A 24,495-nucleotide genomic window follows, 5' to 3' on the forward strand; every position below is an offset into this window, starting at 1 on the left:
AAATTTCGACCAACCATTTTAGAGGAGTGATCGTATGGAACAAGAAAACCAGGTAGAGGAACAAACGTACAGCTTACCTAGAATCGGTGAAAAAGCACCCGATTTCACGGCGCAAACCACACACGGGGAAATTTCATTGAACGACTACGAGGGAAAATGGTTCATTCTTTTCTCCCACCCTTCCGATTTCACACCTGTGTGTACGACTGAATTTGTGGCTTTTCAAGGGATCTATGATCAATTGCGTGAACGGGACACAGAATTGATCGGACTAAGTGTCGATAGTGTCACGTCACACATTGCCTGGATTCGAAACATTGAAGAAAACTTCAATACGACCATTGAATTTCCGGTCATTGCTGATTTAGATAAACGAGTCGCTACAAAGTTCGGAATGATCATGCCGGAAAGCAATGGAACAGAAACCTCAAGAGCCGTCTTCGTCATAGATGATAAAGGGACCGTCCGATCCGTGATCTATTATCCACTCACTACCGGAAGGAACATGGGTGAAATCCTCCGTCTTGTTGAAGCCCTGAAAACGACGGATGAACATGGCGTATCCACTCCTGCCGATTGGAAAAAAGGAGATCAAATCGTTGCTTCTCCCCCAAAAACGACGGAGGATGCAAAAGCACGTATCGATGATCCGAATTATGAGTGTGTGGATTGGTACTTCTGTAAAAAGGATATCCACTCCTAAAGGGAAACGATGATAGCGGGACGGAAAATAGAATCCACTTGTCTTCAATACGCACCATTCCCTTATGACCGGGAAATCATCATAAGAAGATCATTTAAGATAAAACTATGAAGGGAAGTCAATCATTTTCAAGGAGGAGTTCCAGTGGCGAATACAAAAGTGGCCATCATTGCGGCAAATGGAAGTTTATTTGATGCTTATAAAGTTTTCAATATCGCCTCAGCGGCAGCAGCCTCTGATGCAGAGGTAGGCATCTTCTTCACTTTCGAGGGGTTAAACTTAATTCATAACGAAGGGCACAAAAACCTGCCTTTACCCGAAGGAAAAGAACATTTCCAAGAAGGTTTTGAAAAAGCGAATGTCCCTTCCATTGAAGAGTTGGTCGGCATCGCACAAGAGATGGATGTCAAACTGATCGCCTGCCAAATGACGATGGATGTCATGAGTTTAGAGAAAGAGGATTTTGTAGAAGGCATTGAAGTCGGCGGCGCTGCTTCTTTCATTGAGTATGCAAAAGATGCAGACATTTCCTTAACTTTCTAAACAAAGGAGCTTGAATGGTTACCCTTAAACATTTATCAACCAGCGACTTAGCTGAAAAGATGCAGAACAACGAGGAGAAAACTCTTATTTTGGATGTGCGCAATAGCGATGAATTTAATGAAGGTAAGATTGAAAACAGTCAGGTGGAGGTCATCAACGAACCTTACTTCCATCTGCTCGACGACCTCCAAACCCTTGACGGGAAATTAGCGAAAAACCAAGAGATCGTCGTCGTTTGTGCGAAAGGGAATTCATCGCAAATGATCGCAGAAATGCTTGATGAAGAAGGTTATGAAGATGTGTACTCTCTAGACGGCGGCATGCAGGCTTGGAGTGAGCACTTCGAAAGATAAAGGCTGCCGTTTAAAACAAACGTCGTCTGTCACAGCCAAGGAACAGCAATAAAAAGGAGGATGACCAATGGAAGCAAATGAAGTGTTGGATGCAAAAGGATTGGCGTGCCCGATGCCGATCGTTAAAACGAAAAAAGCGATAGAGAAACTTGAGACCGGTGAGGTTCTGGAAGTCCAGGCGACCGATAAAGGAGCGAAAAGTGATATCGCCGCATGGGTGAAATCCGGGGGGCACGAACTCTTGAAAGATACAGAGGAAAACGATGTCTTGAAGTTCTGGATCAAAAAGGGATAAGAACTAAACAAGTGAGCCCTTTTTAAAGAAGGGAAACATGCTGACAAAAAGGAAAAAGATCTGTCCCGGGCTTTATGAAAGCCAGAGGCAGATCTTTTTTTATTTAGGATGAATGCTAAGAGGATTCACAAAAATATAAAATACATAATAAATAGTCCACCAAGGGTGTACATGATCGGGTGTACCTGCTTCCAGTCTCTCTTCGCAATCATAGCAAACGGATAAAGAATAAAACCAAGTGCAATTCCTGTCGCGACACTGAACGTCAGCGGCATCATGATGATCGTGACGAACGCCGGCACTACGATTTCAAATCGGCTCCAGTCGATTTCTTTCACTTCTGTCGCCATGAGAGCACCGACGATTATGAGCGCGGGTGCCGTCACTTCTGGTGTGATGACACCAAGAACAGGTGAAAAGAACAGCGCAATAAAGAAACAGATCGAAATCACAACGCTCGTAAACCCTGTACGGCCGCCGACTGCAACACCTGCGGAAGATTCAACGAAGGAAGCCGTCGTCGATGTACCGAAGATGGCTCCTGCCACTCCGGACGTGGAGTCAGCCAATAGAGCACGGCCTGCGTTTGGAATTTTGTTGTCTTTCATAATTCCCGCTTGACTGGCTACGGCAATAAGCGCGCCTGCCGTATCAAAAAATGCGACAAACAAGAAAGTGAAAATAACCGCTAAGACTTCCGGTCTGAAGATATCCCCTAAATGCTGAAACACCACGCCGAAGGTTGGCTCGAGGCTTGGAATTTCCCCCACAACAGATTTAGGCACATCCACCAAACCAACGATCATGCCGATGATACTGGTAATGACAATCCCGTAAAAAATCCCTCCGCGAATGCCACGCACAAGCATCATCAGCGTAGCGATAAAACCGAATGCGGCAAGGGCTGTTGTTGGTGAGGTCAATTGACCGATCGATACAAACGTCTCTTCACTCCCAACCACGATTCCGGCATTTTTCAACCCGATGAACGCAATGAAAAAGCCGATGCCTCCTGCAATCGCATGCTTTAAATCTTTCGGAATGACATTGATGATTTTCTCCCGGATCTTAAGCAGACTCAGAATCATAAAGATGATCCCGGCGATGAAGACACCGGTCAAAGCGACCTGCCACTCAATGCCCATCCCGATGACTACAGAGAATGTAAAGAAAGAGTTCAGCCCCATACTCGGTGCAATCCCTACTGGGAAGTTAGCAAGAAGCCCGATCAACAGCGACCCGACAATGGCGGATAACGCGGTAGCTGTGAACAGTGCCCCTTTACCCATCCCCGCCTGACTTAAAATGATCGGGTTGACGACTAATATATAAGCCATGGAAAGAAACGTCGTAACTCCAGCGAGCGTTTCTTTTTGAAAGTTCGTTTCACGTTCTTTGAATTGAAAAAAGTTTCTCATGATGTCCCCTCCTGTACACGAAAAAAAGCACCGGCAATCTACCGGCGCTTATACATAGGGAAAGGAACATAGACGTTCCATCCCTTGTAGACGAGCTATTTCCGGTAGCTGGTAGAAACGTTCAGGCCGTATTCCTGAACTTATACAAGGTGCTGCTGTTTTGAATTATAGGGAGAATCATAACAATCCAATGGAGAAGGGTCAATAAGTTTAAAAAATGTTCGGGAATTCACTTTTTTCAGATATTTGATTGTCAGTGGTTGGTTTAGAAGACGCTCCACGTGGTTATGAAGAATTTGACAGCGGGGTAGCGAAAAAGTTTGTGCTCGACCCGCAGAATCTGATCCGCAGCTAATGATTGAGGCTCTCCATCCTCTAGGTGCATGGAGACGTTTTTTTCGTGCCCTGCCTATCGATCCACCTGCTCCAGTGCCAATCCTTCATGCATCGTCAGAAAAAGGACCCGGAGAACGAAGAAAGCTGACCAGTCCACCTAGTCAGCTTCCTTCGTTTATTTACTCTGCTGTCTTTTCTTTCAGTGCTTTCACTGTACCGGTATGTACACCCTCATGATAGATCGTGAAGTTAAGGATTTCACCAACCGTGGGCAGGGATAGAAAAGTTTGTGCCGCTTCATCATCCAGCTGGCCGCTGAGTACTTCCTTCAGTGTCTCCGGCTGCTCCTTAAGTACTTGTTTCAGCTCATCAAGAGACGGGATGTCGCCCTTCCAGTCCGCTGGTTTAGTTCCAGGTGCGAACAATTCTATGTATCGGGGGGACGTTTCGACAGGTTTGCCTCCGAACTTAGCCAGCAAGGCGTTTTGCACCACGTGTATGTGTCCTATGTTCCAGCGGATCGTGTTTTTGAATCCTTCCGGTTGATCATCGGCCTGTGCCTCTGTGACACTTTCCAATTGTTTTAATGTGGCTTGCCTTACCAGGTTGATCTGTTTAAACAGCTGTTCTTCGTTCATATGAACATCTCCCTTCTTCTCTATTATTCTAGCTTCCTCCCCTATGGTTCACAACTATACTGCTCGTTCCTCCTACAACATACGGTCTACTCACGCTCCATGACAAGGCTAAAAAACGGAAATCTCCTGTTATTCTCTCAGGAGATTTCCGCTTCCGCTACACGTGGCCAGGACGATAGATTAGGTGTGCAGATTTCCAACTAGTGAGCTCTTCGGTTGGTAAAAGCCCATAGGGATTTGAATGAGTGTTGTTTCTTTGGATTTCTCCAACTGATAAATTCGATCACAAGCATCCCCGTCATACCCAAGCAGTGGATGACCGTTCATACCAAGTGCACTGGCTGTCAACAACAGCCTTTGAAGGAGCATGCCTGCTTCCATCTGCTGAATCCGGTATCCCCTGTACCCGAGTTCTTTTTTATAGTGGGCCCGTTCGCCGGCGATATGAAGACAGATCGGCACTTGATGGAGATTGACGTTATCGACCTTCATCGCCTGCTGCAACGGGAGACGGAAGTCCCCTTGGGCGATTTCGGTCAATGAATGACTGTTTGCATCATAGCGGTAAGCGCCGTCAGGGAATCCTTCCACCCCATGAAAACAACCATAGATCGCCAAAGAGGATCGGCCGTCTTCGGCATAGAGGTCCGTATGGGATGGTTTGATTGTCTCTTTCAAAAGCAAAGCGAGCTGTTTTAAAGGAATGCTCCGGTTCACAAAATTCAGTTCTGGTGAATGCCTCTTACGGCACGCGTCAGCCAGGTTGTAGACCAATGGCTCAATTTCCGGCAAAGAGTGGGTCGGATTCATAATCCAATCCGGCTCTTTGGGTTTAACAAGCCCGAATTGAGCAGGCGAATTAAACATGGCCTGTTGATTGATTCTTTTAATGTATGGGAAATCAAGGACGTTTATGGAACGTTGATAGTGGCTGGTTTTGATTTCTGGAATGTCTCTGCTCCATTGTGAAGAAGACAGGTTTCCTGTTTTATTTTTTATAAAAGAATTATCGCTTTCTGCAAACGGGACAACTGCGTAGGTACTCTCCTCCCCCTCATCCAATCCAAGCAGATGATTGATCGGACGGTCGAGGAATTGAAAATGGATCTTTATTGAAAACCGGGCACGTGAACTTAATTCCTGCCATTGACCGAGGAGCGCTCCTGCATCAAGGCCTTGCAGACGATAGGCGAAGTGGTTGTATTTGAAAAAGTTTTTCCAAAACATCGTCGTCACGAATAGAATTCCCTGCGCTTTAGATACATCGCAGCGACCGCCAAGTGCTTCAGTCAGAAAAGAATCGACATTCCCCTCTCGAATCAAATGCAGACGGTGGTGAGCAGCATCATAATGGTAGATGCCGTATGGAACGTCCTCCATTTTTAAATAGATATACACTTCACTCGGATACAAGCCACCACCTGAAGGGACAAAGCGGCGGAACGCTTGGATGGTTTCGACACCGGCCCCGTTTGTCAGCGGCATTATGGTTTCACTGTATCCTGTCTGTCCGTAAGCATACCAGAGTAAATGACTGAGCCTCTTGAGTCCAGTCGTTGTATCCAAGGACGATTCGTTTAACGAAGACGGAAGATCACCGTCGAGCGGAAACTCCTTTAGATGCTGATAAAGTTTAAAAGGAAGCGGAGCGTCATCCCAAGCGGGTTTCCAATCCGAAGGAATGACCTGCTCCGATTGAAATTGCAATTGATGTAGGAACCGGTCAAGATCCATCACACGCCTCCTTCTGCCATTAAGGGAATGGATGCGGATAAGGGTTAAGTTCACCAGGGGTAAGGAGGTGGTCGGTATAACCGAGCTTCTTAGGAACTTCCAATACTCTGTTCAACCCCTCCAGACGTCTGAGGTGATGTCCGAAAGTCATCGGCAGCATCCCAGGGATCAACACTTTGACGCAATGCAGTCCGTTCCTTTCCAATTCACCCGCTGTCTGGTCTACAACGATGACATCCAGGTTCAATTTCTGAAAAACTTCCAGAATGTCTTTTACATCCTCTGTGAGGTCTGAATGAGCTCCTTCATAGTGAAAAGCTTCTTCAAAAGTCTGGAGAGGACCGTTCTGATTCAACAAAAACCCGAGACGTTCTTCCGCTTCCAGGAGTCCGTACACCATCCCGTGATCATCCATTTTTTTCACGAGGAAAGAATCGTGAAGCATCTTTGTATAGCTCTCTTTGTTCTTCTTGAACTCTTTGTTCAACGGTGCGATCATGCCGACACTTTCAAATACCGCACTTTTCACAGCTTTTACGGGATCCAGATGGGCGCCCGCGGCACAGATCAGATTCAACTCACCGGAGTCCGCTTTCCTTTTCTTGATGACGGTCAGGATACAAGGGATGCCGTGTTCCATCGTCGCATTATACAAATACAGATCATAGCCTGCGATCTCTTTCATACGCTCGATCATCAAAAGCAATTCTTGGTCACCGGAAGAGTACGGGTCTATACGTGGCAGCGGAAGTTCTGCATACCAGGTCAAAAGAAAAGAATCACGTTCCAGCACTTCCATCATGCCGTGGAAAATCGCCTCTTCCCTGCTTCCACCGATCGCGCATCCGTTGGAGGTTTCAAAAATATACCCGCCTCCACAACCCATGCTGTAATAGGCAAGCCTTTCCGGCACTAAGATCGGCTTTTCCTGTAATAATGAATACCCCCACACCCAGTTCATTTTTTTATCGGGATGATAAGGAGTGAAAGGAAAATCTTTTTTTGCATACTGTTCATCTGAATGAACGCCGACATCCAGAGGATTAAGCGCTGAACGGAGGTTGCTGTAACTGTTATACACACGCGTTCTTTTCCGTTTCGGATCCATCCCGCAGAACCGTTCCAGCCCTTCCAGGATGGCAGTCCTCTCACTGGCAGCATAGGAATTCGTTCTCCCGGCCGATCCTTCATTGCCGCTCATAAGCGGGAGATTCACAATCACATCCGCGAACGGGGTTTCAAAATCAATCATTTTATGATTGAGGATCCCTGTACGCGGTTCGAGGTAATCTTTGGTCAGGAATGTGCTCAAATCCTCCATTGACCTTGTGCGGTAACTGCCTTCACTTATTTTCATACTTGGCTGCAGGGGCACCTCTGCAAGGTGAGAAGAATCTTCGACAATCTTCCTGCAATACCTGCACTGGGAATCTGGCAAAAAGCGATGACGTGAGCTTTCCAATGTCCTCATGTTGATCAGGTGGACGGCTTGATCTGTCAAGACGGATTTCCCTTCAATCCAACGCTGAACCTCATTTTTTATAAAGGAAGTCATCTGCAGGATCCCGCTTACAGAAACCCATTCATCCTTTCTTGCCTGCGTATCCTCCGTAAGTTTCTGTTGAATGGTCCAAAGATCCTCACGATCGCCTGCTGTCATGACTCTTCTCAAATCCGCACACTGAGAACATCCCTCACCCCCGGGGCGGACGAAAGGGCCGATGACTCCTTCCCCGAATGCTACAAACCCTCTCAACCAATCGACTCCATGATCCCGGGCGATCTTTTCTCCCATAATTGAGATTGCCGGGTTCCAACCGTCCTCTAGTACAAGAAGTAAATCCGTGGTGTCCGGTACCGTTTTTTCAAAACTTGGAATACATGTCACTTCATAATGAGTCTTCAGTTCCTTCACTACACAATCAAGCAGAACGCCTTCCCCTACGGCCGTTATGAAAATGCTCATACACTGTCCCCCCTTTCCAACCATACCCCGCAGAGATCGATCACCCCGTCCTCCTCGAAAGGATCCATGGAAATTTTGACAAAGGAAGGTTTGTGCTGTCCTTTTTCCAACTGCGTGACTGCACCACGAAGGACTTCTTTGTTATCTTTCGCTTCCATAGAAGGGAGGTCAAAAGATGCCATCGATTCTTTTTCAAAGTATAGCTGGGAGCAGGAACGGAAGGAATAAGCAGTTGGAAGGCCCTCCATTTGCTTCTCCATGAGGAGGAGAAATAATGCCTGGCGGACGGCCAGTGTTTGATGCAGCGCAACCGTCCCCCTCCATTTGCTATGGGGCGTTTTCACCCACACCATAGGGAAGCCGAAACCATCTTCTGAAATCGCAAGCTCCGGTTCCTTATCCATCGTCTTGAGAACCTGCCAATAATAACGGCAATCCTCATCTTCGATCGTTCTTAAAGTGAATTTCCTTGCTTTCTTGGCTTTGTGATGGTCCTCGGTCCATACGTTTTCAACAGCTTTTTGCAATGCTCTGAGGCTAGATTCGGTGTAACTTTCCCCGGCACCAATGTGAAAGGCGTCATCAGGAAATCTCCTTGGTGACTCCGCATGAGGGACGAGACTTTGTAATATTTCACCTTCCAGTGTTTTCGCATAAGCCTCCACCCCCATGAAACCTGCTTCCCGCCTTGCCTCTTCATGGGTTTTCCCTCCGGCAATGATCTCAGGTGTCAATTTCTGTGACCGGGCATGAACCACTTGAACGCCGCATAGGGAAAGAGGGAGCTGTTCCAGGTCGCCTTCTTCCCATTGATAAAAGATCCCTAGAGGGCTTGCTGTTAACTCACCAAAATAGTAAAGCCATTCGTTCTGGTCTTTTACGTGATTCAAACTTCCCTCTTCAATGTTCATTTTTTCCGTTGAAATGTTCTGTGTAGCCAGCGGATGCGGTTTAAAAGGATGCCATCTTCCCTCAAGGGTTTCCATGTTCATCAGATAGATGTGTTTGGTCTGATGAGGCTCCTGGACACCAGTCATCTTCTTAAAGAGTTCAAATACCATAACCGTTGAAAGCATCGACTGAGCGGGTCTCGACGCTATGAAGGATGGGGATTCGCTCTTCATATGCTCGGGCAGGCTATGCCAGGCTGACTGCCAATCTTTTTCTGAAGTTTCATTTATATAAGGACCTGCCATTCCATAAGCTCCTAGAACGACAGCCGGTAGGAAGTCTTTCTTCTTTTCCAGGCATCGCTTCATGATGCTCTCAAGTTCATCCACTTTTCCTTCTTGGGATACGTATAGAACAGCATCATAAGAATCGATTTCATCTGCCCAGGAAAAAGGCTCCTTTTCAAAAAAAAATATTCACCGCTGCCTCAGGATCCACTTTTCTGGCTGCCGTTTCTAATTCCGATAATCTGTACACGTTTGTCTTCTTGGGATCCGTGAGGCAGACGGAAACATTCGCCAACCCAGCTTGGAGCATGGCGGATACGAGCCCGGTCACCATCGTCCCTTCGCCAATCGCCATCACTTTTTTTTGACGAAACCGCTGGAAGTGATAAGCAGGGGAATCAACGAAACTTTCTAAGTATTCGATTTGAGAGGCGAACGCTTCCACCACCTGCTCTTTCAATTGATGAGGCCGTTCCTGACTGACATCTAAGAGAAACCCATTTTGATAAAGCGTGTCGGTAATTTCATAAAGCCGCTCGCGATAGGCATTCGGTAGACCGTCCGTCAGAATTTCCATCGTATGACTTCCGTTCAGCATAGGGATGAGCTTTTCAATCCACTGCTGGATCATCGGGCCTTCCATACGGAAAGAACCCGCATTGTTCTTGAAGTAAACACGATCCGTCTCCGGCATAAAGAACGTGCCCTTTTTGACTTTCAAACACATGAAAGGTTGGACCTTTGTCATGACGTTCCTCCTTGCCCACTAAGGTGACTTCCTAACCGATTTTATGTATTCCGACACGTAAGTTATGCGTGGACAACACTGAAGAACCCCTGTCGAAATATCCGACAGGGGTTCTCATTCTCGTTCATTATGTCTGTAAAGGTCGATGCATCAGCGGCCCCCGCAGCGTCCGCAGCCGCCGCAACGGGCGCAGCCTCCACAACGAGCACAGCCTCCGCACCCTGCACAGCGGGCACAACCACCGCATCCCCCACAGCGGGCACAGCCTCCACAACCGCCACATCCGAAGCAACTGAAACAGCCGAAACATCCTCCAAGTCCGAACCCAAGGCCGACACACAAACGCGCATCATTCGTATACGCTTCTGCCTGCTGACTCGGCACTAATTGTTGAGCATGAAATTCACCGACATCTAAGTTCTGAATTTGATTTTGAAATTCATTCAACTTGTTTTCCCCTCCATAGTTCCAGTCTTTGTGCGCAAAAAACACAAAGCACTACGTTCACAACAACGTATGATGAAAGCCTATGGATTGTTACTGTTGAGGGAAGGAGAAGGACAATGGTGTCACAAAAGAAAATCCTTTATTTTTGCAGACATTACATGATCTTCATGATTAAAAATAAAAATGAGAACGAAACATCCTGATCTTACCGCGATCGTTCTCCCCCTTCATCCTTTTTCTTTTTTTGCTCTGGTAAAGTTAAGTATTGATATTATTAGCAAAAGTAGAGGAACGGCCAAATTTTATTGTATTTCTTCTTTTTTTATATGAGCTTATTCAACTAACGCTCCCGATTGCTGAAGACTCAGTTTCTAGACTTTTGTTGAGTGGATGGGGGCAGCGGGGAATAGCTCGCTTTTCGTAAGACATTCTCGAATCTACCTTCCAGTAATAAGAGCTTTTGTAGTTAAGAATCTTATACCGATGCAGATTAAGCAGGATTTCACAACACAACTAGGCAGGTTACTACAAGAGGGATTTCGAGAACCTCCTTTGGTAAAGGGGGCGGAGGGAAACGGTGAGACTCCTGTGGGAAGTGCGTGGTAGATGAGACCCCGCAGAGCGTTAGCTCGAGGAGGCTCATCACTCGCCCACGGAAAGCGAACCTTTTCCCGGAGCCCCTAAACTCCAACAAAAGTCTCGAAATCAGCTCTTACACAATCCTGCCAGTTCTTTGAAGACTCAGTTTCTAGATAATAAAATATCAACCAATAACTTTAACAGAGCCTTCTTATTTAAAAAGGATTATATGATTCCTTATTCATCAAGCATAGATGCGGCTTTTTCAAACTCACGTTGGCTTTCTTGAACCTTTTTTTCTTTTGGAGGAAACGATTGATCAAATGCAGTGACTTCCTCATCATCAACTTCCAGTGCATCAGAAAAAACGACATAACCGGAAATGTCCTCAAGCGCCCCTTCGTAGAGCGGCAGGACCAACAAGCCTTTATAAAACTTTCCATCAGGCATGGAGATGTTGTATTGTTTTCCACCTACAAATCCATAGGGTTCATAATGATAGGGAAACCCCAGGGTAAGGATGGCACGATATCCCTTTTCTTTCGCAGCTTGAATAGAATGAGTGATTAACTTTCTTCCAAGCCCTTTTCTATGAAATTCAGGAGAGATGAAAACAGGCCCAAAACTAATCGTTCTATATTCTTTCTGATTTTTTGAGACTATTTTTGAATGTGTATAGAAAATGGCACCGACAACCTCACCATCAACTTCGATCACAAATGAGAGGTCCTTGATAAAATCTTCATGCTCTCTCATCTTGTGTATAATGAAATGTTCATGACATCCAGGGAAATATAAATTCCAAAAGGCTTCTCTCGCCATTTCTTCCACTCTTCTGTAATCTTGTGGATTTTCTTTTCTGATGTTCGTTTGCATACAGATCCTCCTCTTAGAAATTCCCAACCTTCCTATGTCCAGGGATGACAATTCTCCCTTGTCTGCTGTCTTTATCTGGATGAGAACGTTTATACCATATACGTTTCATCACTCTCATCAATATAGTGCCCCTTTGTTTAAGTTAAATTTTTTATTCTAGCGATTTGACCTATATTCATACCGATCCACCCGCCAAGCATAGGAAAGACATCCAATGGAAAGTCCAACCTTGCAGAACCAAAATCAATAGTAAACAAGACTACTGTGATGCCAAGGCATAAAACAATAAGGACGGTGAACTCTATAAATTTCCTTTGTTTCCAACGTTCCTTCCCCATATTATCGATATCAAAAGCCAAGACACGTCGATATGTCTTTGAACCTAGCACTTTCCCTGTTATTATCGTGTACAACGTATTCGCAGCAATGCCCCATAATATGACACAGAAAAAGCCAATCACAACGTTGAGCGTACCTTCATTCAGAGCATAAATAATAAAAAGTGCGAAAAACGCCAGCAATACGAGATTGGAGTGAAGCAACTGTTTCTTTTTCAATCGTTTCACTTCTTCTATATTCCATTGTGTTTCCACTAAACTTCCCCCTTTCCCCGGCGGCCGGAGCCATTAAACGTCTTTATTCATGTATCATCGCTTAGTGAAATCTCTTTCCCAATCAAACCACCGTCCGTGGCCATCCGTTTCACCGATCGTCTCCGTCTTCAAACGGCCACTGACAACAGAATCCACATGAAGCTTTCTATCACTCATGTTGTTGTAGATATGGTAGACCTCTCTTCTCTGTCCGATCCCGGCAACTTGACGAAGAAGCTCATCTTTTACACTTTCCGGCATCTGGTTGGCTACATGGGTATGGAAGATACATAGAGTCGTATCCTCTGGAATTTCACCAGCGATTTCAGGAAGCATGGCGACTCCATCCCCTTCTTTTAAAACGGGCGGATAGGTTCTCAGTTGTTGGACGGCTGTTTCAAAATTCTTTCTCCGCTCCTCATGCTCCGGCCATATAAGTGCCTTCAGCCAATGAACATCCTCTTCCTTTGTTAAATCACTGACATGTATATCGATCCCTACCCGCTTCGTTACGGAAGGCGTGTGTTTCAGTACATCAGGAGAAAGTGATCCTCTTCTTACCTTGGACGTGAGATGAACGTACGAATCCAGGTTTCCGTAAATTTGATCGTCTCCATAGGAATAGCTGTACTGATCCCACAATAATTGCAGTCCGGCACTTGTACCGATTTCAATGAGCGATAGAGGCTTTTTTGTTTGCTGATGAATGGAACAAAATACTGGGTAAAGGTAAGCACATCGGCGAACCTCGTTCGTTTGGACTCGTTTTGTTTTTAGCCGTTCAAGGATAGCCTCCTCATTCTCCCGACAAAACGCCTTAAAGATTGGAAAAGGATTTTCCCTCCTGTCTGGTTTATCCGTTACACTTGGATAGAAATTGGCGAGCTCATGATCCGCGCCTCTCAAGAGTAAATCGTGAACAGATGCGAAGAGAAGGTTGGGAACTGGCTGTCCTTCTCTTACTGAAAGACAAAGTTGTAATAAATACTCGTCATCAGCGATTTGTAAAGACAGCCGTTCATAAAGGTCACTGGACCCTGCACACTCTTCCTTTGCAAAAACATTAAATATTCGAGCCATGTTTTTTGTATCCATACGTTTTCCTCCCGTCCTTAACTTCCATTATGTACACGTGCACATCCTAATTATGGAAAACATTCTCTACCAAAACATAACATACCCCTGCTCCCTCTCAAAGAACTACGAGTATGAGAGTCCAAGACCTTCCAATAGTTCTTAAAAAAAAGCCTTGAGGGGATCCTCCAAGCTTTGCGTTCAGCCATATATACTGACGGGTTTTTGCTGTGTTGATTCGTTTTCCTTCCCGATCAAATCATACGTGATCAACGCCGGTCGATGGGTGCGGGGATCCGTGACAATCGCCGCATCAATGTTAAAAACACGTCTCAGGACAGCAGAAGTCATCACTTCATGTGCCGTTCCTTCCTTAATGATCTTCCCGCCATTCAAGGCTACCAAATGGTCAGCGAAACGGGCGGCATGGTTCAAATCGTGTAACACCATGACGATGGTACGGCCTTCTTCTTTGTTCAACTTTTCCAAAAGGGTGAGGACTTCAAGCTGGTGTGCAAGGTCCAGGTAGGTGGTCGGTTCATCCAGCAGCAGGAGGTCCGTCCCCTGAGCTAAGGCCATTGCAATCCACACTTTTTGACGCTGGCCGCCGGATAAGGCATCAATTTGACGTTCTGAAAATTGCTGAACACCCGTTACTTCAAGTGCCCATCCGATGATGTCACGATCTTCATCCGTCAATTTACCGAATCCGCGTTGATGTGGAAAACGTCCATAAGAAACAAGCTCATAGACCGTCAAGCCGCTCGGTGCCTGTGGGGTTTGGGGAAGAACCGCCATTTTCTTGGCGATTTCTTTCGTCGATTCTTTATGAATCGCTTTTCCATCCAAATAGACGACTCCGGACTTCGGTTCAAGCAAGCGCGACATCGTTTTCAAAATCGTCGATTTACCGCAGCCGTTCGGTCCGATGATCGTCGTGATTTCTCCTTCAGGGATATGCAAGTTCAAATCTTCGACAATCTTCACTTCACCATAGGCAATGCCTAAGTCCTGCATGGACATTCTCACCATTGTTGTGCACCTCACCTTTTCGATTTCCAAACATTATATCCGTTCATATGTAGATAGTAATAATCATTCTCAATTAATCGTATACGGAAAACGTTTTTTCGTCAAGGAAGAGTACGTAAAAAAGAAGCCCTTTGAAGTAGGACTTCTATCGGCATAGCTCTTATAGCTGTGTCTCAATAATTTCTTTGAGACACAGAAAAATATTGAAACCAGAATCGAAATTCATCAAAAAATACTTGGGGTGATAATTCGATGTTGTTGAAGAAATTCTCCAACTGCTCTTCCTCCACTTCATCGAACAGCCCTGTTACGTATAATGGCGTTTTAAAACGGGTGTACATCTCTCCATGTCCATAACTTTCAAAAACATCTCTCATTTGCTCATCCGTCATAAGCGCACACTCCTTTTCACTAGGGTGGCACGATTTCTCCATTCATATTCCATTTCCCTTATAAGCTCTTCACCAATATGGCAGTATTGCGGAAGAATCAGTTTCGAGACGTTTATTGAGTGGATGGGGACTTCGGGGAATAGTTCGCTTTCCGTGGGAGCGCGGTGAGCCTCCTATGGGGTGTGCGGGACAGCTGAGACCCCACAGAGCGAAGCTCGAGGAGGCTCAGCGCCCGCCCCATGGAAAGCGAACCTTTTCCCGTAGCCCCTAATCTTCTACAAACACCTCGAAACTAAGTCTTCTACAAAAGGGAGCTTATTTGGGAGATTGGGACGTTATAATGGTAGAAAAGATAGTGGAAAGGAGTGGTGAGGGTGCCTTTGATTATTCATCGGACATATATAGAAGCACCTACGCATGTGTGCTTCGATCTCGCGAGGAATGTGGATGTCCACACACAAACCACCAGCAAAACTAATGAAAAAGCGGTGGCTGGAGTGACGGAAGGTTGGATGGAAGAAGGAGATGAAGTGACTTGGGAAGCGACACACTTCGGCATCCGGCAACGACTGACAGCCCGGATCACAGAAATGGACCGCCCGCATCGTTTTGTCGATGTCATGGTCAAAGGGGCTTCCCATTCCTTTACCCATACTCATGAGTTTTTCGAAAAAGTAGGGGGCACAGTGATGGTGGATACGTTCGCCTATCAATCACCACTCGGTCCCCTCGGTATTATGGCCGACCGCCTTTTTCTGGAGAAGTACATGAAAGGCTTTATCGAACTTCGTGCCAACGAACTAAAGAAGATGGCGGAAAACGAAAAAGACCCAGAGTTAAACTCTGAGCCTTAAGTCATTATGGCGTGAGGGTCAGAACCTCGCCGTCCACTTCATCTGTGGACGTGCGGTGGTACTCCCCTTCCACCCAATCCTCGAGTTGATCATGGTACCAGTCACTTCTGAAATGACCGGATTGTCCAGGTCCGACGACATGATACGCTTCGGTCGTGTCATCCATGTCGATGACAAAACGCCATGATGCTCCGTGATTGACGAGACCTTTGCTATTGAAACCAGCGGCCCTTACTGTCACTCGGCTGCCACTAACGGGACGAGGATCGCCTGGATTCAGGAATCGTTCCAGGAATCCGATGCTTGAAAGCGGATGGGTGAATTCAACTGCATGCGCATCTCCCCACGCCCATTCAGAAGGATTTTCTCCAAACTCCTCCTTCCCCTCATTCATCGTCGCTTGAAAAGCCTCGGTAATCACCGATTCCATACCTCCCGCTTTTTGCATCCAGCGGGACTCCTCTCCCATCCGCAGCAATTCATCCGTCGTTTGTCCGGAGCCTTCGAAAAATTGTTGTATGTCTCCGGACAGATCAACATTGTAAAGTTCATCCTGAATGTTCGCCATCCAGCGGTGGAAGATCAACGGCTGCGCCAGGGCTCGATCATCCTCCTTGTTCCATTCTTCCATCAGCGCGATGGCTTCTTTTTCCATAGAAGTGACGGGGGCAACATAATCAAGCAATAGAGGCAGGAACTCTTCTGCCTGGAGGTTTTTCACATCCATCTGCATCGCTTGGAATTGCTCCGGAGTCAGCTCATTCTCTCCTTCGAGCATCTCACTGATCCGCGCATAACGATAAGGCTGCGCCCAATTGTGGCTGATATGGTAATGGTAGTCCTCGGTCGTAATTTTGTTGTTCGCTGTTGCAATGAATCCTTCCTCCGGGTTGACCACTCGCGGCAGCTCATCAAACGGAACGAATCCCTGCCACTCATCCTCAGACTCCCAACCCCGCATCGGGAGCAGCGCATCATCCGGCTCATTGTAGATTGGCACCTGACCATTTGCCTTATAAGCAATCGTTCCATCTTTACTTGCAAAAACAAAGTTCTGTGCCGGTGCAAGGAATTTTTCCAATCCTTTTTCAAACGAGTTCCAATTATCCGCGCGGTTCATTTCAAGTACCGCTTCCAGTTCAGTCGTCGCATCCAGGGCGGTCCATCGTAAGGAGAGCAGCGTATCTTTTCCGGACTCTCCTGCATAATCGCTGATGACAGGACCGTGGCGGGTCTCCACGACCTCAAGTTCCACAGGATCCCCGTCTTTCACATCAATGGTTTCTGTGAAAACATCCGCCTCTTCCCATTCGTCTTCGTATAAAAATTGATTCGGATTATCGGGATTCCGTTTTTCTAAGTACAGCTGCTGCACGTCGGGGCCAACGTTCGTCACACCCCAGGCAATGTTGTCGTTATGTCCGAGGATGATGCCAGGGATGCCTGCGAAAATCACACCGGAAACGTTGTAACCAGGCGCTTCCAAATGCATCTGATACCAGATCGACGGAGTGGCCATTCCGAGGTGCGGGTCGTCGGCAAGCATAGGAGACCCTGAAGCCGTCCGATCTCCGCTCACGACCCAGTTGTTGCTGCCATTGAACTCGTTCGGAATGATGACATGGGCAAAGCTTTTTTCAATATCGACGGCGTCTGCTTCTGCAAGAACCGTCGGGGCCTCATCAGGATAGGTTGGAAAAAGTTCATACGCTTCTTCCTCGCTGAAATTCTGCAGCAAGTAATAGTTGAACGCCTGACGCTCCCAGTGGCCGCCAAGGTCGAACGCCATGTATTTTCCGATGGTTAATGAATCGAGCGGTGTCCACGGTTCAGGGTCGATATTCATCATCGCAAACTCCGGAGGCAGCGGTTCGCTTTCCATGAACGCATTGACTCCCTCCGCAAAGGCCTCCAGCCGTTCGGTGGCTTCGTCTGAATAAACCGCCAGTGATTTTTCGGCTGCCCGCCTTAAGCCCAGCGTCCGGAAATACCGGTCCTGATCGACCGTCGCTTCCCCGACCACTTCACTCAACCTTCCTGATGCCTGCCTGCGCGCAAGCTCCATCTGAAAAAGCCGGTCCTGTGCCTGGACATAGCCTTGGGCACGGAAGACATCCAGTTCGTTTTCAGCCTGGATGTGAGGCACCCCCTGTTCATCCCTCGTCACGGTCACGGAAGCTTCCAGTCCAGATAGCGATGCCTCGCCGTCGGTCTCAGGCAGGCTCCGTAACGTGTAAGCGTTTACAAAAATCACAGCACTGACTACCAATAAAACGATGATTCCAAGCGTAAGCCAGGTCGCTTTTTTCCACCGTGACCGCTTCTTTTTTTGTGGATCGATTTGTCTAGCTGTCTCCATTCCCCTACCTCCTGAACTTTTCTCCATTATATCTCATTTTCGAGAAAATAGATTAAAGAATTTCCGAAACGGGTATGGAACGAATGTGCTTGACTTTGGAGGTGTAATAATGGAAAAAATCAAAATTAGTGATACATCCATGGAAGCGAGCCGCATCGGCCTTGGCACATGGGCGATTGGCGGCTGGATGTGGGGAGGGACGGATGAAGAACAATCCGTAAAAACCATCCACTCCGCGCTTGACCAGGGCATCAACTTGATCGATACCGCACCTGCTTATGGGTTCGGACGCTCAGAAGAAATCATCGGAAAAGCGGTTGAACAATATGGCCGACGCGAAGACCTTCTGCTTGCGACGAAAGCTGGCATTGACTGGAACGAAGACTCTGTTTTCCGTAATGACAGCAAAGAGCGCATCCATAAAGAAGTCGAAGATTCACTGAAACGCTTAAAAACCGATTACATCGATATTTATCAGGTTCACTGGCCCGACCCGATCACACCGATCCACGAAACAGCGGAAGCTCTGTCCTATCTGTACAAACAAGGAAAAATTCGCGCGATCGGGGTCAGCAACTTTTCACCAAAACAGATGGATACTTTCCGTGAAGCAGCACCGCTACACACGCTGCAACCCCCTTACAATCTGTTCGAAAGGGAAATCGAGTCGAAAACCCTGCCTTATGTCCAGGACCATAACATTACGACCATCTCTTACGGTTCTTTATGCCGTGGACTATTATCTGGGAAAATGTCTACGAAACGTGAGTTTGAAGGCGATGATTTGAGAAACAATGATCCGAAATTCCAACAGCCACGCTTCAAACAATACTTGAATGCCGTCAACGAATTGGAACAGCTCGCTGAAAACCGTTTTGGCAAGAGCGTGCTTCAGCTCGCCATCCGATGGGTACTTGATCAGCTAGGGTCCGGCATCGCCCTTATGGGAGGCCGTCGTCCGGATCAGCTCAATCCGATCAACGGTGTCGACAGCTTTACGATTGATGAAGAAACGAAACGTGACATTGATGAAATTCTGCTGAAACACGTCAGTGATCCGGTTGGACCGGAGTTCATGGCTCCCCCTGACCGTCAAGAATTAGGATTGAAATAAAAAAGATGGGCGGACCCTCTTGTATGAGGGTCCGTTTTTACGTGAGAGGATATGGATGATCAGTTAAAATAGAAAAAACGTTGACCGAATCCACAAAAGTTTAGAAACTTTTATTCTCGTCAATCGTATTAAAGAAAGAATCAGAAACTCAGGAGGTACATGCTTATGGATATTCTAATATGGGTGATCATCATCGCCTGTTTCATCGCTAGTTTTGCGAGCGTCATTTTTCCAATCATTCCGGCACCGCTCGTATTATGGATCGGCTTTCTTGCTTATGCGTTCTTCATCAATGGCAGCGGACTCTCGGTCTTCTTCTGGGTCGGAGCGGTCGTCTTAACCATACTGCTCATCGTCTCTGACATCATCGCCAATAGCTACTTCGTGAAAAAGTACGGCGGAAGTAAATGGGGTGAGCGTTCGGCGGCAATAGGTGTCATCATTGGATCATTCATCATTCCGCCATTCGGCATCATCGTCATTCCATTCGTGCTTGTCATCATAGTGGAACTGGTCCAGAAACGATCGACGGAAGAGGCGTTCAAAGCTGCCATCGGCTCTCTGTTCGGTTTTCTCAGTGGGACGGTTGCGAAAATCATCATTCAAGCGATTCTCATCATCTGGTTTTTCTTTGACATTTAAACACTAAAAAAACCTCAGAGCTTAGGGCTCTGAGATTTTCTTATTTTCACAGCTTCAATTTTCTCTTTGTTGTTCTTTCATTAACACTTTCAGTAACGATTTGATTTCCTGTACGTCTGCCCGCTCCAACACCTTCTCCATATAGCTCACTTGAAAAAAGAGAATACTTATCGGTAGGTTTTAACCTTTTATCCGTGACTTTCAAGTCTGTATTGGCGACTTTCGGGATTTTATCAGTGGGTTTGACACATTTATCGGTGACTTTACTGAATTTATCAGTAGCTTAGTTAATAAAAAGAGGGTGAAGCCATTATGGCTTCACCCTCTACGTCTGTTACCTTCCCATCCCCTTCAAAAAATGGAGGAGCATCGTGATGCTGCGGTTAATTTCCGGATCTTTCAACGCTTTGGCAAGGTCGAAGAACGATGTCTTGTCTGTCGTCCCTTCCCCTTCCATCGCTTCCAGGCCGTGGTTCAGTCGTGAACTCAAGTCACGGATCCCGGTCACGTTGATCTCGCCCAGCAGGAAGACGAGTTCAGGCAGATTGCGCAGCAATGGTTCGTATTGATCCTTATCGATTTCTTTCACCACGTTCGCAAGGGCTTCATCCTTGGCTTTTACAAAAGCGGTCACGGAGTCCAGGGTACCTCCGTTGTCGAGCGCCTTCAACAATTCGATGCCTTTGAGGATGGAATCTTTGTTGTCAGCAACGGCCTCTTTCACTTCCCGAACGTCCTGTTCAACCTGGTCTTCCCTTGATACTTCATACCTTTTGATTTTCGTAATGGCTTTGGCCATCATCGTCCCCCCTTGCCTGGGAATATATAATCTTCACGCTTCCATTTTTCCTGTACTTTGACACCTTTTTGCGGGACAGGATTTCCGCGGCGGTGGTTGTTGTGCGGAATCGGTGACTTGCCTTTCTTCTTCAGCACTTTCATCTTCACCGCGATTTCTTTATACGCCGGTGTATTCGTATCTTTATCGACCCGGTTATCGGTCAGGAAGTTGATCGCTGACTTGCCGTTGTCGTTGAGCGGCAGGAAGATTTCCTTTCCGCGTACACGGTCGGTGACAGTGACGACGCCTGTCGCTTCCCCTGATTCTGAGATCAGTTTCACTTCTGCACCTTCTTCAATGCCGCGTTCTTTCGCAAGCTCTTTCGACACTTCGATAAAGGCGTTCGGCGTTTTACGGCGGATACCTTCCGACTTATACGTCATGTTCCCTTCGTGGAAGTGCTCAAGCAGGCGACCGTTATTGACATGCAGGTCGTATTCTTCATTCGTATCGTACTTCATCTCGTACGTCAGTGGATACAGCTTCGCTTTCTTATCTTCAAAAGGAAAACCTTCCGCGAATAAGAGCGGCTGATCGGATCCATCTTCAGCAACCGGCCATTGTAGGGACTTGTACCCTTCGAGACGATCGTAATGAACACCTGCGAACAACGGTGCTAGACCTGCCGCTTCGTGCATGATTTCAGATGGATGCTGGTAGTTCCAGTCACGGCCGAGTTCTTTGGCGATCAGTTGAATGATCTGCCAGTCCGGCTTCGTCCCTTCGAGCGGCTCGAAGCTCTGATACAAACGCTGGATGCGGCGCTCGGTATTCGTGAACGTTCCTTCTTTTTCAAGACTAGGAGATGCAGGGAGTACAACATCCGCGTATTCAGCCGTCTTCGTTAGGAAAAGGTCCTGAACGATGAAGAGGTCTAATTTTTCAAACGCATCGGTCACATAGTTGATGTTGGCATCAACAATCCCTGTGTCCTCACCCATGACATACATCATGGAAAGCTCACCATCATGGATCGCCTCGACCATTTCGTGGTTATCCATGCCCGGTTCTTTCGGAATCGTCGCATCCCACGCTTTTTCATAGCGGGCACGAACTTCATCATCTGATGTCGCTTCATACCCAGGGAAGAAGTTCGGCATGCTTCCGAAGTCACTGCACCCTTGGACGTTGTTGTGGCCGCGGAGTGGGTAAGCACCTGTGCCCGGCTTGCCGTAGTTTCCTGTAATGAGAAGCAGGTTACTGATCGCTGTACTCGTATCACTTCCGAGCATATGCTGCGTGACACCCATCGCCCAGCAGACAACGACCGATTCCGAATGGGCGATTTCTTTGGCAACATCCTTCAACTCCTGCTCAGGGATTCCGGTCAACTCGGAAGCATACTCCATCGTGAACGGCTCCAGGCTTTCGCGATAGTCATCAAATCCGTTGACCCACTCATCCAGGAAGCTCTGATCTTCCCAGCCTTGGTCAAGAATATACTTCGCTACAGCGGAAAGCCAGACGAGGTCCGTCCCTGTCTTCGGCTGATAAAAGCGGTCGGCGCGCTTCGCCATTTCGTGCTTTCTCAAATCGAAAACAAACAACTTCTGGCCGAACAGCTTTTGAGAACGCTTGATTCTAGAAGCGAGAACCGGATGGGATTCTGCCGTATTCGAGCCGATCGTCAAGACCAGTTTACTTGCGGCGATATCGTCGATGGAACCGGAGTCCCCTCCATATCCGACGGTACGGAACAAGCCTTTCGTTGCCGGTGCCTGACAGTAGCGGGAACAGTTGTCGACGTTGTTCGTCCCGATCACTTGGCGGGCTAATTTCTGCATCACATACGATTCTTCGTTCGTCGCTTTGGAAGAAGAAATGAACGCGAGGTGGTCCGCGCCTTTTTCTTCCTTGATCTGAGTCATGCGATCCGCGACGTGAGCAATCGCTTCGTCCCATTCGACTTCTTCAAAATGGTCGCCACGTCGGATAAGCGGCTTCTGTAGACGCTCTTCACTATTGACATAATCCCAGCCGAATTTCCCTTTCACACAAGTGGAAATGCCGTTCGCCGGAGATTCGGCACTCGGTTCGACTTTGAGGATTTCTCTTCCCTTCGTCCATACATCGAAGGAACAGCCGACCCCACAGTAGGTGCAGACCGTTTTTTCCTTCTCGATGACTTCTTCGCGCATCGCCGCTTCTGTATCCGATACAGCGAAAAGCGGACCGTACCCTGTCTCCACTTTCTTCGTCAAATTGATCATCGACTTCAGGATTCCAGGCTCTGTGTCCGTCAAAAAGCCGGCATCGCCTTCCATCCCTTTTTCCATCATCGCGTTACAAGGACAAACGGTGGAACACTGCCCGCAGTTGACGCACGAGGATTCATCGATCGGAACATCATTGTCCCAGATGACACGGGGTTCTTTGCGATCCCAGTCGATCGTAAGCGTCTCATTCACCTGTACATCCTGACAGACCTCCACACAGCGGCCGCAGAGGATACACTGGTCCGGGTCGTAGCGGTAAAAAGAGCCGGAATCGTCCTTCTCATAACTGGTCGGCTGAAACGGACGGGACTGGTGCTCCAATCCGAACTCTGCCATCGTATTGTGAATCTCACAAGAACCGTTGTTGTAATCACAAACCGTGCAGTACAATTCGTGTTTTTCCAAAATGCGGTCCAACGACTCCTTCTGTGCCTTATGTACATGAGGAAGTTTCGTTTGGACTTTCATACCGGCTTTCACACTCGTGCCACACGCCCGCGTCAATTCACCATCGACCTGGACGATACACGTATCACACGTCTGGATCGGTCCCAGTGATTCGTTGTAGCAGATTTGCGGTACCTGTTCTTCCGCCTCGTTCATCAGTTGAAGCAGATTCTGACCCGGTTCCGCCAGAAATTCTTTTCCATTGATCGTCACTACTGTGTGTTCATTCAATCGTTACTCCTCCTCCACTAGCTGCAGCGATACGCCTCGGATGAGTGTACACATTCATCCGCTCCCCCCGTAAAAATCCGACAGCCGTTATGTTTAAATCATCCGCAAGCTGAAGGGCCAAGTCTGTCGGTGCCGATTTGGACAGCAGGACACCAAACCCCATTTTCGATATTTTTAAAAGGACTTCCGAAGAAATCCTGCCTGTAAATAAAATGATCTTCCCTTTTCTGCTTACGTTTTCTTTCAATAAGTATCCATACAACTTGTCCAGCGCGTTATGACGGCCGATGTCCGCATACGCTTTCAGAATCCCATCTTTCGTAGCAATGGCTGCCTGGTGCACCCCGCCCGTCCGTTGGAATAGGCCTGCCTGGGACTGGAACTCTTCCATCAGTCTGAAGCAAAGGTCCGGGTCAAAGGTACTCTCATCCATGGCTGTCCGAGCCGTCGCCGCGTCGCTTTGAAAATAAAACGCCCGGCTTTTCCCACAGCACGAGCCGAGCCATCTTTTCTGCCCGCTTTGGATCTGTGGAAGACTTTTCGCCGTTTCCACGTAAGCAAACCCGCGGTCTTCATCGATGGTCATCTCTTTGATCTCCTTAATATTACGAACGAGACCTTCGGATGCGAGGAATCCAATGACCATTTCCTCTTTGTCCATCGGAGTACAGACCATCGTCGCGAATTCCTCCCCGTTGACGGTCACCGTGAGTGGATACTCGATAGCGACTTCATCTTCTTCAGAAGACCATTCTCTCTCTCGGAATCTATGAATCTGCCACGATCTCGTCCCCAATTTTTAACCCCCTTACCAATCGTTCCCTAACTTATTCCCGTTCTTTCGACAAAACAAACACCTGCCCTTAGGAATGTTGGACAGGTGTCT

The 24,495-nt window shown here is 47.3% G+C and carries 23 protein-coding genes and 1 riboswitch; of the genes, 7 read left to right on the top strand and 16 right to left on the bottom strand.

The features are described from left to right. Positions 1-34 precede the first annotated feature (34 nt). The 4 genes from LC065_RS16915 to LC065_RS16930 all read left to right on the top strand — a co-directional run bounded on the left by LC065_RS16915 (position 35) and on the right by LC065_RS16930 (position 1,894). On the top strand, positions 35-703 hold the full coding sequence (locus LC065_RS16915; protein WP_226588852.1) for a peroxiredoxin: 669 nt from the start codon (positions 35-37) through the stop codon (positions 701-703). A gap of 144 nt (positions 704-847) precedes the next feature. Then, complete coding sequence (locus LC065_RS16920) at positions 848-1,246, top strand: DsrE/DsrF/DrsH-like family protein (RefSeq protein WP_226588848.1); 399 nt, start codon at positions 848-850, stop codon at positions 1,244-1,246. Positions 1,247-1,260: 14 nt separating this feature from the next. After that, positions 1,261-1,599, top strand: a complete 339-nt coding sequence (locus LC065_RS16925; RefSeq protein ID WP_226588845.1) for a rhodanese-like domain-containing protein — start codon at positions 1,261-1,263, stop codon at positions 1,597-1,599. 67 nt (positions 1,600-1,666) lie between these two features. Continuing rightward, positions 1,667-1,894: a sulfurtransferase TusA family protein gene (locus LC065_RS16930; protein ID WP_226588843.1), complete on the top strand. Its 228-nt coding sequence runs from the start codon at positions 1,667-1,669 to the stop codon at positions 1,892-1,894. A 125-nt stretch (positions 1,895-2,019) separates the two neighbouring features. On the opposite strand, the gene LC065_RS16935 is transcribed toward LC065_RS16930, so the two are convergent. From LC065_RS16935 to LC065_RS16990, 12 genes are all read right to left on the bottom strand, one after another. Next, positions 2,020-3,312, bottom strand: a complete 1,293-nt coding sequence (locus tag LC065_RS16935) for an NCS2 family permease (protein ID WP_226588841.1) — start codon at positions 3,310-3,312, stop codon at positions 2,020-2,022. Positions 3,313-3,379: 67 nt separating this feature from the next. Then, a riboswitch (purine riboswitch) is annotated at positions 3,380-3,480 on the bottom strand. A 347-nt stretch (positions 3,481-3,827) separates the two neighbouring features. Further along, complete coding sequence (locus LC065_RS16940) at positions 3,828-4,286, bottom strand: DinB family protein (protein WP_226588839.1); 459 nt, start codon at positions 4,284-4,286, stop codon at positions 3,828-3,830. A gap of 180 nt (positions 4,287-4,466) precedes the next feature. Then, positions 4,467-6,020: a SagB/ThcOx family dehydrogenase gene (locus LC065_RS16945; RefSeq protein ID WP_226588836.1), complete on the bottom strand. Its 1,554-nt coding sequence runs from the start codon at positions 6,018-6,020 to the stop codon at positions 4,467-4,469. Between the two features lie 19 nt (positions 6,021-6,039). After that, positions 6,040-7,986: a TOMM precursor leader peptide-binding protein gene (locus LC065_RS16950; protein WP_226588834.1), complete on the bottom strand. Its 1,947-nt coding sequence runs from the start codon at positions 7,984-7,986 to the stop codon at positions 6,040-6,042. After that, a complete protein-coding gene (locus tag LC065_RS16955) occupies positions 7,983-9,266 on the bottom strand; it encodes a hypothetical protein (protein WP_306163579.1) in 1,284 nt (427 codons plus the stop codon). Before LC065_RS16955 ends, LC065_RS16950 begins: the two co-directional genes overlap by 4 nt. Positions 9,267-9,339: 73 nt before the next feature. Then, entirely contained in the window at positions 9,340-9,912 is a 573-nt protein-coding gene (locus tag LC065_RS16960; RefSeq protein WP_306163580.1) for a hypothetical protein, read from the bottom strand. A 150-nt stretch (positions 9,913-10,062) separates the two neighbouring features. Then, positions 10,063-10,359 carry a heterocycloanthracin/sonorensin family bacteriocin gene (locus LC065_RS16965; RefSeq protein ID WP_226588830.1) on the bottom strand — a complete coding sequence of 99 codons (297 nt, stop codon included), beginning with the start codon at positions 10,357-10,359 and terminating at the stop codon, positions 10,063-10,065. 816 nt (positions 10,360-11,175) lie between these two features. Next, positions 11,176-11,814, bottom strand: a complete 639-nt coding sequence (locus tag LC065_RS16970; RefSeq protein WP_226588827.1) for a GNAT family N-acetyltransferase — start codon at positions 11,812-11,814, stop codon at positions 11,176-11,178. Positions 11,815-11,951: 137 nt separating this feature from the next. Beyond that, positions 11,952-12,407 (bottom strand): hypothetical protein, encoded by a 456-nt coding sequence (locus LC065_RS16975; RefSeq protein ID WP_226588824.1) that lies wholly within the window; start codon positions 12,405-12,407, stop codon positions 11,952-11,954. A 54-nt stretch (positions 12,408-12,461) separates the two neighbouring features. Then, positions 12,462-13,502 (bottom strand): DUF2332 domain-containing protein, encoded by a 1,041-nt coding sequence (locus LC065_RS16980; protein WP_226588822.1) that lies wholly within the window; start codon positions 13,500-13,502, stop codon positions 12,462-12,464. Between the two features lie 180 nt (positions 13,503-13,682). After that, positions 13,683-14,513, bottom strand: coding sequence for an ABC transporter ATP-binding protein (locus LC065_RS16985; RefSeq protein WP_226588819.1), 831 nt, complete (start codon positions 14,511-14,513; stop codon positions 13,683-13,685). 173 nt (positions 14,514-14,686) lie between these two features. Then, positions 14,687-14,905 carry a hypothetical protein gene (locus LC065_RS16990; RefSeq protein WP_226588817.1) on the bottom strand — a complete coding sequence of 73 codons (219 nt, stop codon included), beginning with the start codon at positions 14,903-14,905 and terminating at the stop codon, positions 14,687-14,689. Between the two features lie 374 nt (positions 14,906-15,279). Here LC065_RS16990 and LC065_RS16995 point away from each other — a divergent pair, with 374 nt between their 5' ends. Next, the gene (locus tag LC065_RS16995) at positions 15,280-15,759 is read left to right on the top strand and encodes an SRPBCC family protein (protein ID WP_226588814.1); all 480 of its coding nucleotides are present in this window, start codon (positions 15,280-15,282) and stop codon (positions 15,757-15,759) included. A 4-nt stretch (positions 15,760-15,763) separates the two neighbouring features. On the opposite strand, the gene LC065_RS17000 is transcribed toward LC065_RS16995, so the two are convergent. Further along, a complete protein-coding gene (locus tag LC065_RS17000) occupies positions 15,764-18,118 on the bottom strand; it encodes a penicillin acylase family protein (protein ID WP_226588812.1) in 2,355 nt (784 codons plus the stop codon). A gap of 109 nt (positions 18,119-18,227) precedes the next feature. Between LC065_RS17000 and LC065_RS17005 the strand changes: the two genes are divergently transcribed. Further along, entirely contained in the window at positions 18,228-19,232 is a 1,005-nt protein-coding gene (locus LC065_RS17005) for an aldo/keto reductase (protein WP_306163581.1), read from the top strand. Between the two features lie 165 nt (positions 19,233-19,397). Further along, positions 19,398-19,874: a DUF456 domain-containing protein gene (locus tag LC065_RS17010; RefSeq protein ID WP_226588810.1), complete on the top strand. Its 477-nt coding sequence runs from the start codon at positions 19,398-19,400 to the stop codon at positions 19,872-19,874. 334 nt (positions 19,875-20,208) lie between these two features. Here LC065_RS17010 and LC065_RS17015 read toward each other — a convergent pair whose 3' ends face one another. From LC065_RS17015 to fdhD, 3 genes are read right to left on the bottom strand one after another with little or no spacing between them, the layout of a single operon-like run. Then, a complete protein-coding gene (locus LC065_RS17015; RefSeq protein ID WP_226588808.1) occupies positions 20,209-20,673 on the bottom strand; it encodes a helical membrane plugin domain-containing protein in 465 nt (154 codons plus the stop codon). Next, on the bottom strand, positions 20,673-23,609 hold the full coding sequence (gene fdhF / locus LC065_RS17020) for a formate dehydrogenase subunit alpha (protein WP_226588807.1): 2,937 nt from the start codon (positions 23,607-23,609) through the stop codon (positions 20,673-20,675). Before fdhF ends, LC065_RS17015 begins: the two co-directional genes overlap by 1 nt. Then, a complete protein-coding gene (gene fdhD, locus LC065_RS17025; protein ID WP_226588805.1) occupies positions 23,602-24,405 on the bottom strand; it encodes a formate dehydrogenase accessory sulfurtransferase FdhD in 804 nt (267 codons plus the stop codon). Before fdhD ends, fdhF begins: the two co-directional genes overlap by 8 nt. Positions 24,406-24,495: the final 90 nt, after the last annotated feature.

It is taken from the genome of Halobacillus litoralis (genome assembly GCF_020524085.2).
GTDB classification, from domain to species: Bacteria; Bacillota; Bacilli; order Bacillales; family Halobacillaceae; genus Halobacillus; species Halobacillus litoralis_E.

Excerpts from the sequence above, each read along its gene's own strand:
- LC065_RS16915 (WP_226588852.1), top strand. The coding sequence starts at position 35 with ATGGAACAAGAAAACCAGGTAGAGGAACAAACGTACAGCTTACCTAGA.
- LC065_RS16925 (WP_226588845.1), top strand. The coding sequence starts at position 1,261 with ATGGTTACCCTTAAACATTTATCAACCAGCGACTTAGCTGAAAAGATG.
- LC065_RS16930 (WP_226588843.1), top strand. The coding sequence starts at position 1,667 with ATGGAAGCAAATGAAGTGTTGGATGCAAAAGGATTGGCGTGCCCGATG.
- LC065_RS16935 (WP_226588841.1), bottom strand. The coding sequence starts at position 3,312 with ATGAGAAACTTTTTTCAATTCAAAGAACGTGAAACGAACTTTCAAAAA.
- LC065_RS16940 (WP_226588839.1), bottom strand. The coding sequence starts at position 4,286 with ATGAACGAAGAACAGCTGTTTAAACAGATCAACCTGGTAAGGCAAGCC.
- LC065_RS16945 (WP_226588836.1), bottom strand. The coding sequence starts at position 6,020 with ATGGATCTTGACCGGTTCCTACATCAATTGCAATTTCAATCGGAGCAG.
- LC065_RS16950 (WP_226588834.1), bottom strand. The coding sequence starts at position 7,986 with ATGAGCATTTTCATAACGGCCGTAGGGGAAGGCGTTCTGCTTGATTGT.
- LC065_RS16960 (WP_306163580.1), bottom strand. The coding sequence starts at position 9,912 with ATGACAAAGGTCCAACCTTTCATGTGTTTGAAAGTCAAAAAGGGCACG.
- LC065_RS16970 (WP_226588827.1), bottom strand. The coding sequence starts at position 11,814 with ATGCAAACGAACATCAGAAAAGAAAATCCACAAGATTACAGAAGAGTG.
- LC065_RS16980 (WP_226588822.1), bottom strand. The coding sequence starts at position 13,502 with ATGGATACAAAAAACATGGCTCGAATATTTAATGTTTTTGCAAAGGAA.
- LC065_RS16985 (WP_226588819.1), bottom strand. The coding sequence starts at position 14,513 with ATGGTGAGAATGTCCATGCAGGACTTAGGCATTGCCTATGGTGAAGTG.
- LC065_RS16990 (WP_226588817.1), bottom strand. The coding sequence starts at position 14,905 with ATGACGGATGAGCAAATGAGAGATGTTTTTGAAAGTTATGGACATGGA.
- LC065_RS17000 (WP_226588812.1), bottom strand. The coding sequence starts at position 18,118 with ATGGAGACAGCTAGACAAATCGATCCACAAAAAAAGAAGCGGTCACGG.
- LC065_RS17005 (WP_306163581.1), top strand. The coding sequence starts at position 18,228 with ATGGAAAAAATCAAAATTAGTGATACATCCATGGAAGCGAGCCGCATC.
- LC065_RS17010 (WP_226588810.1), top strand. The coding sequence starts at position 19,398 with ATGGATATTCTAATATGGGTGATCATCATCGCCTGTTTCATCGCTAGT.
- LC065_RS17015 (WP_226588808.1), bottom strand. The coding sequence starts at position 20,673 with ATGGCCAAAGCCATTACGAAAATCAAAAGGTATGAAGTATCAAGGGAA.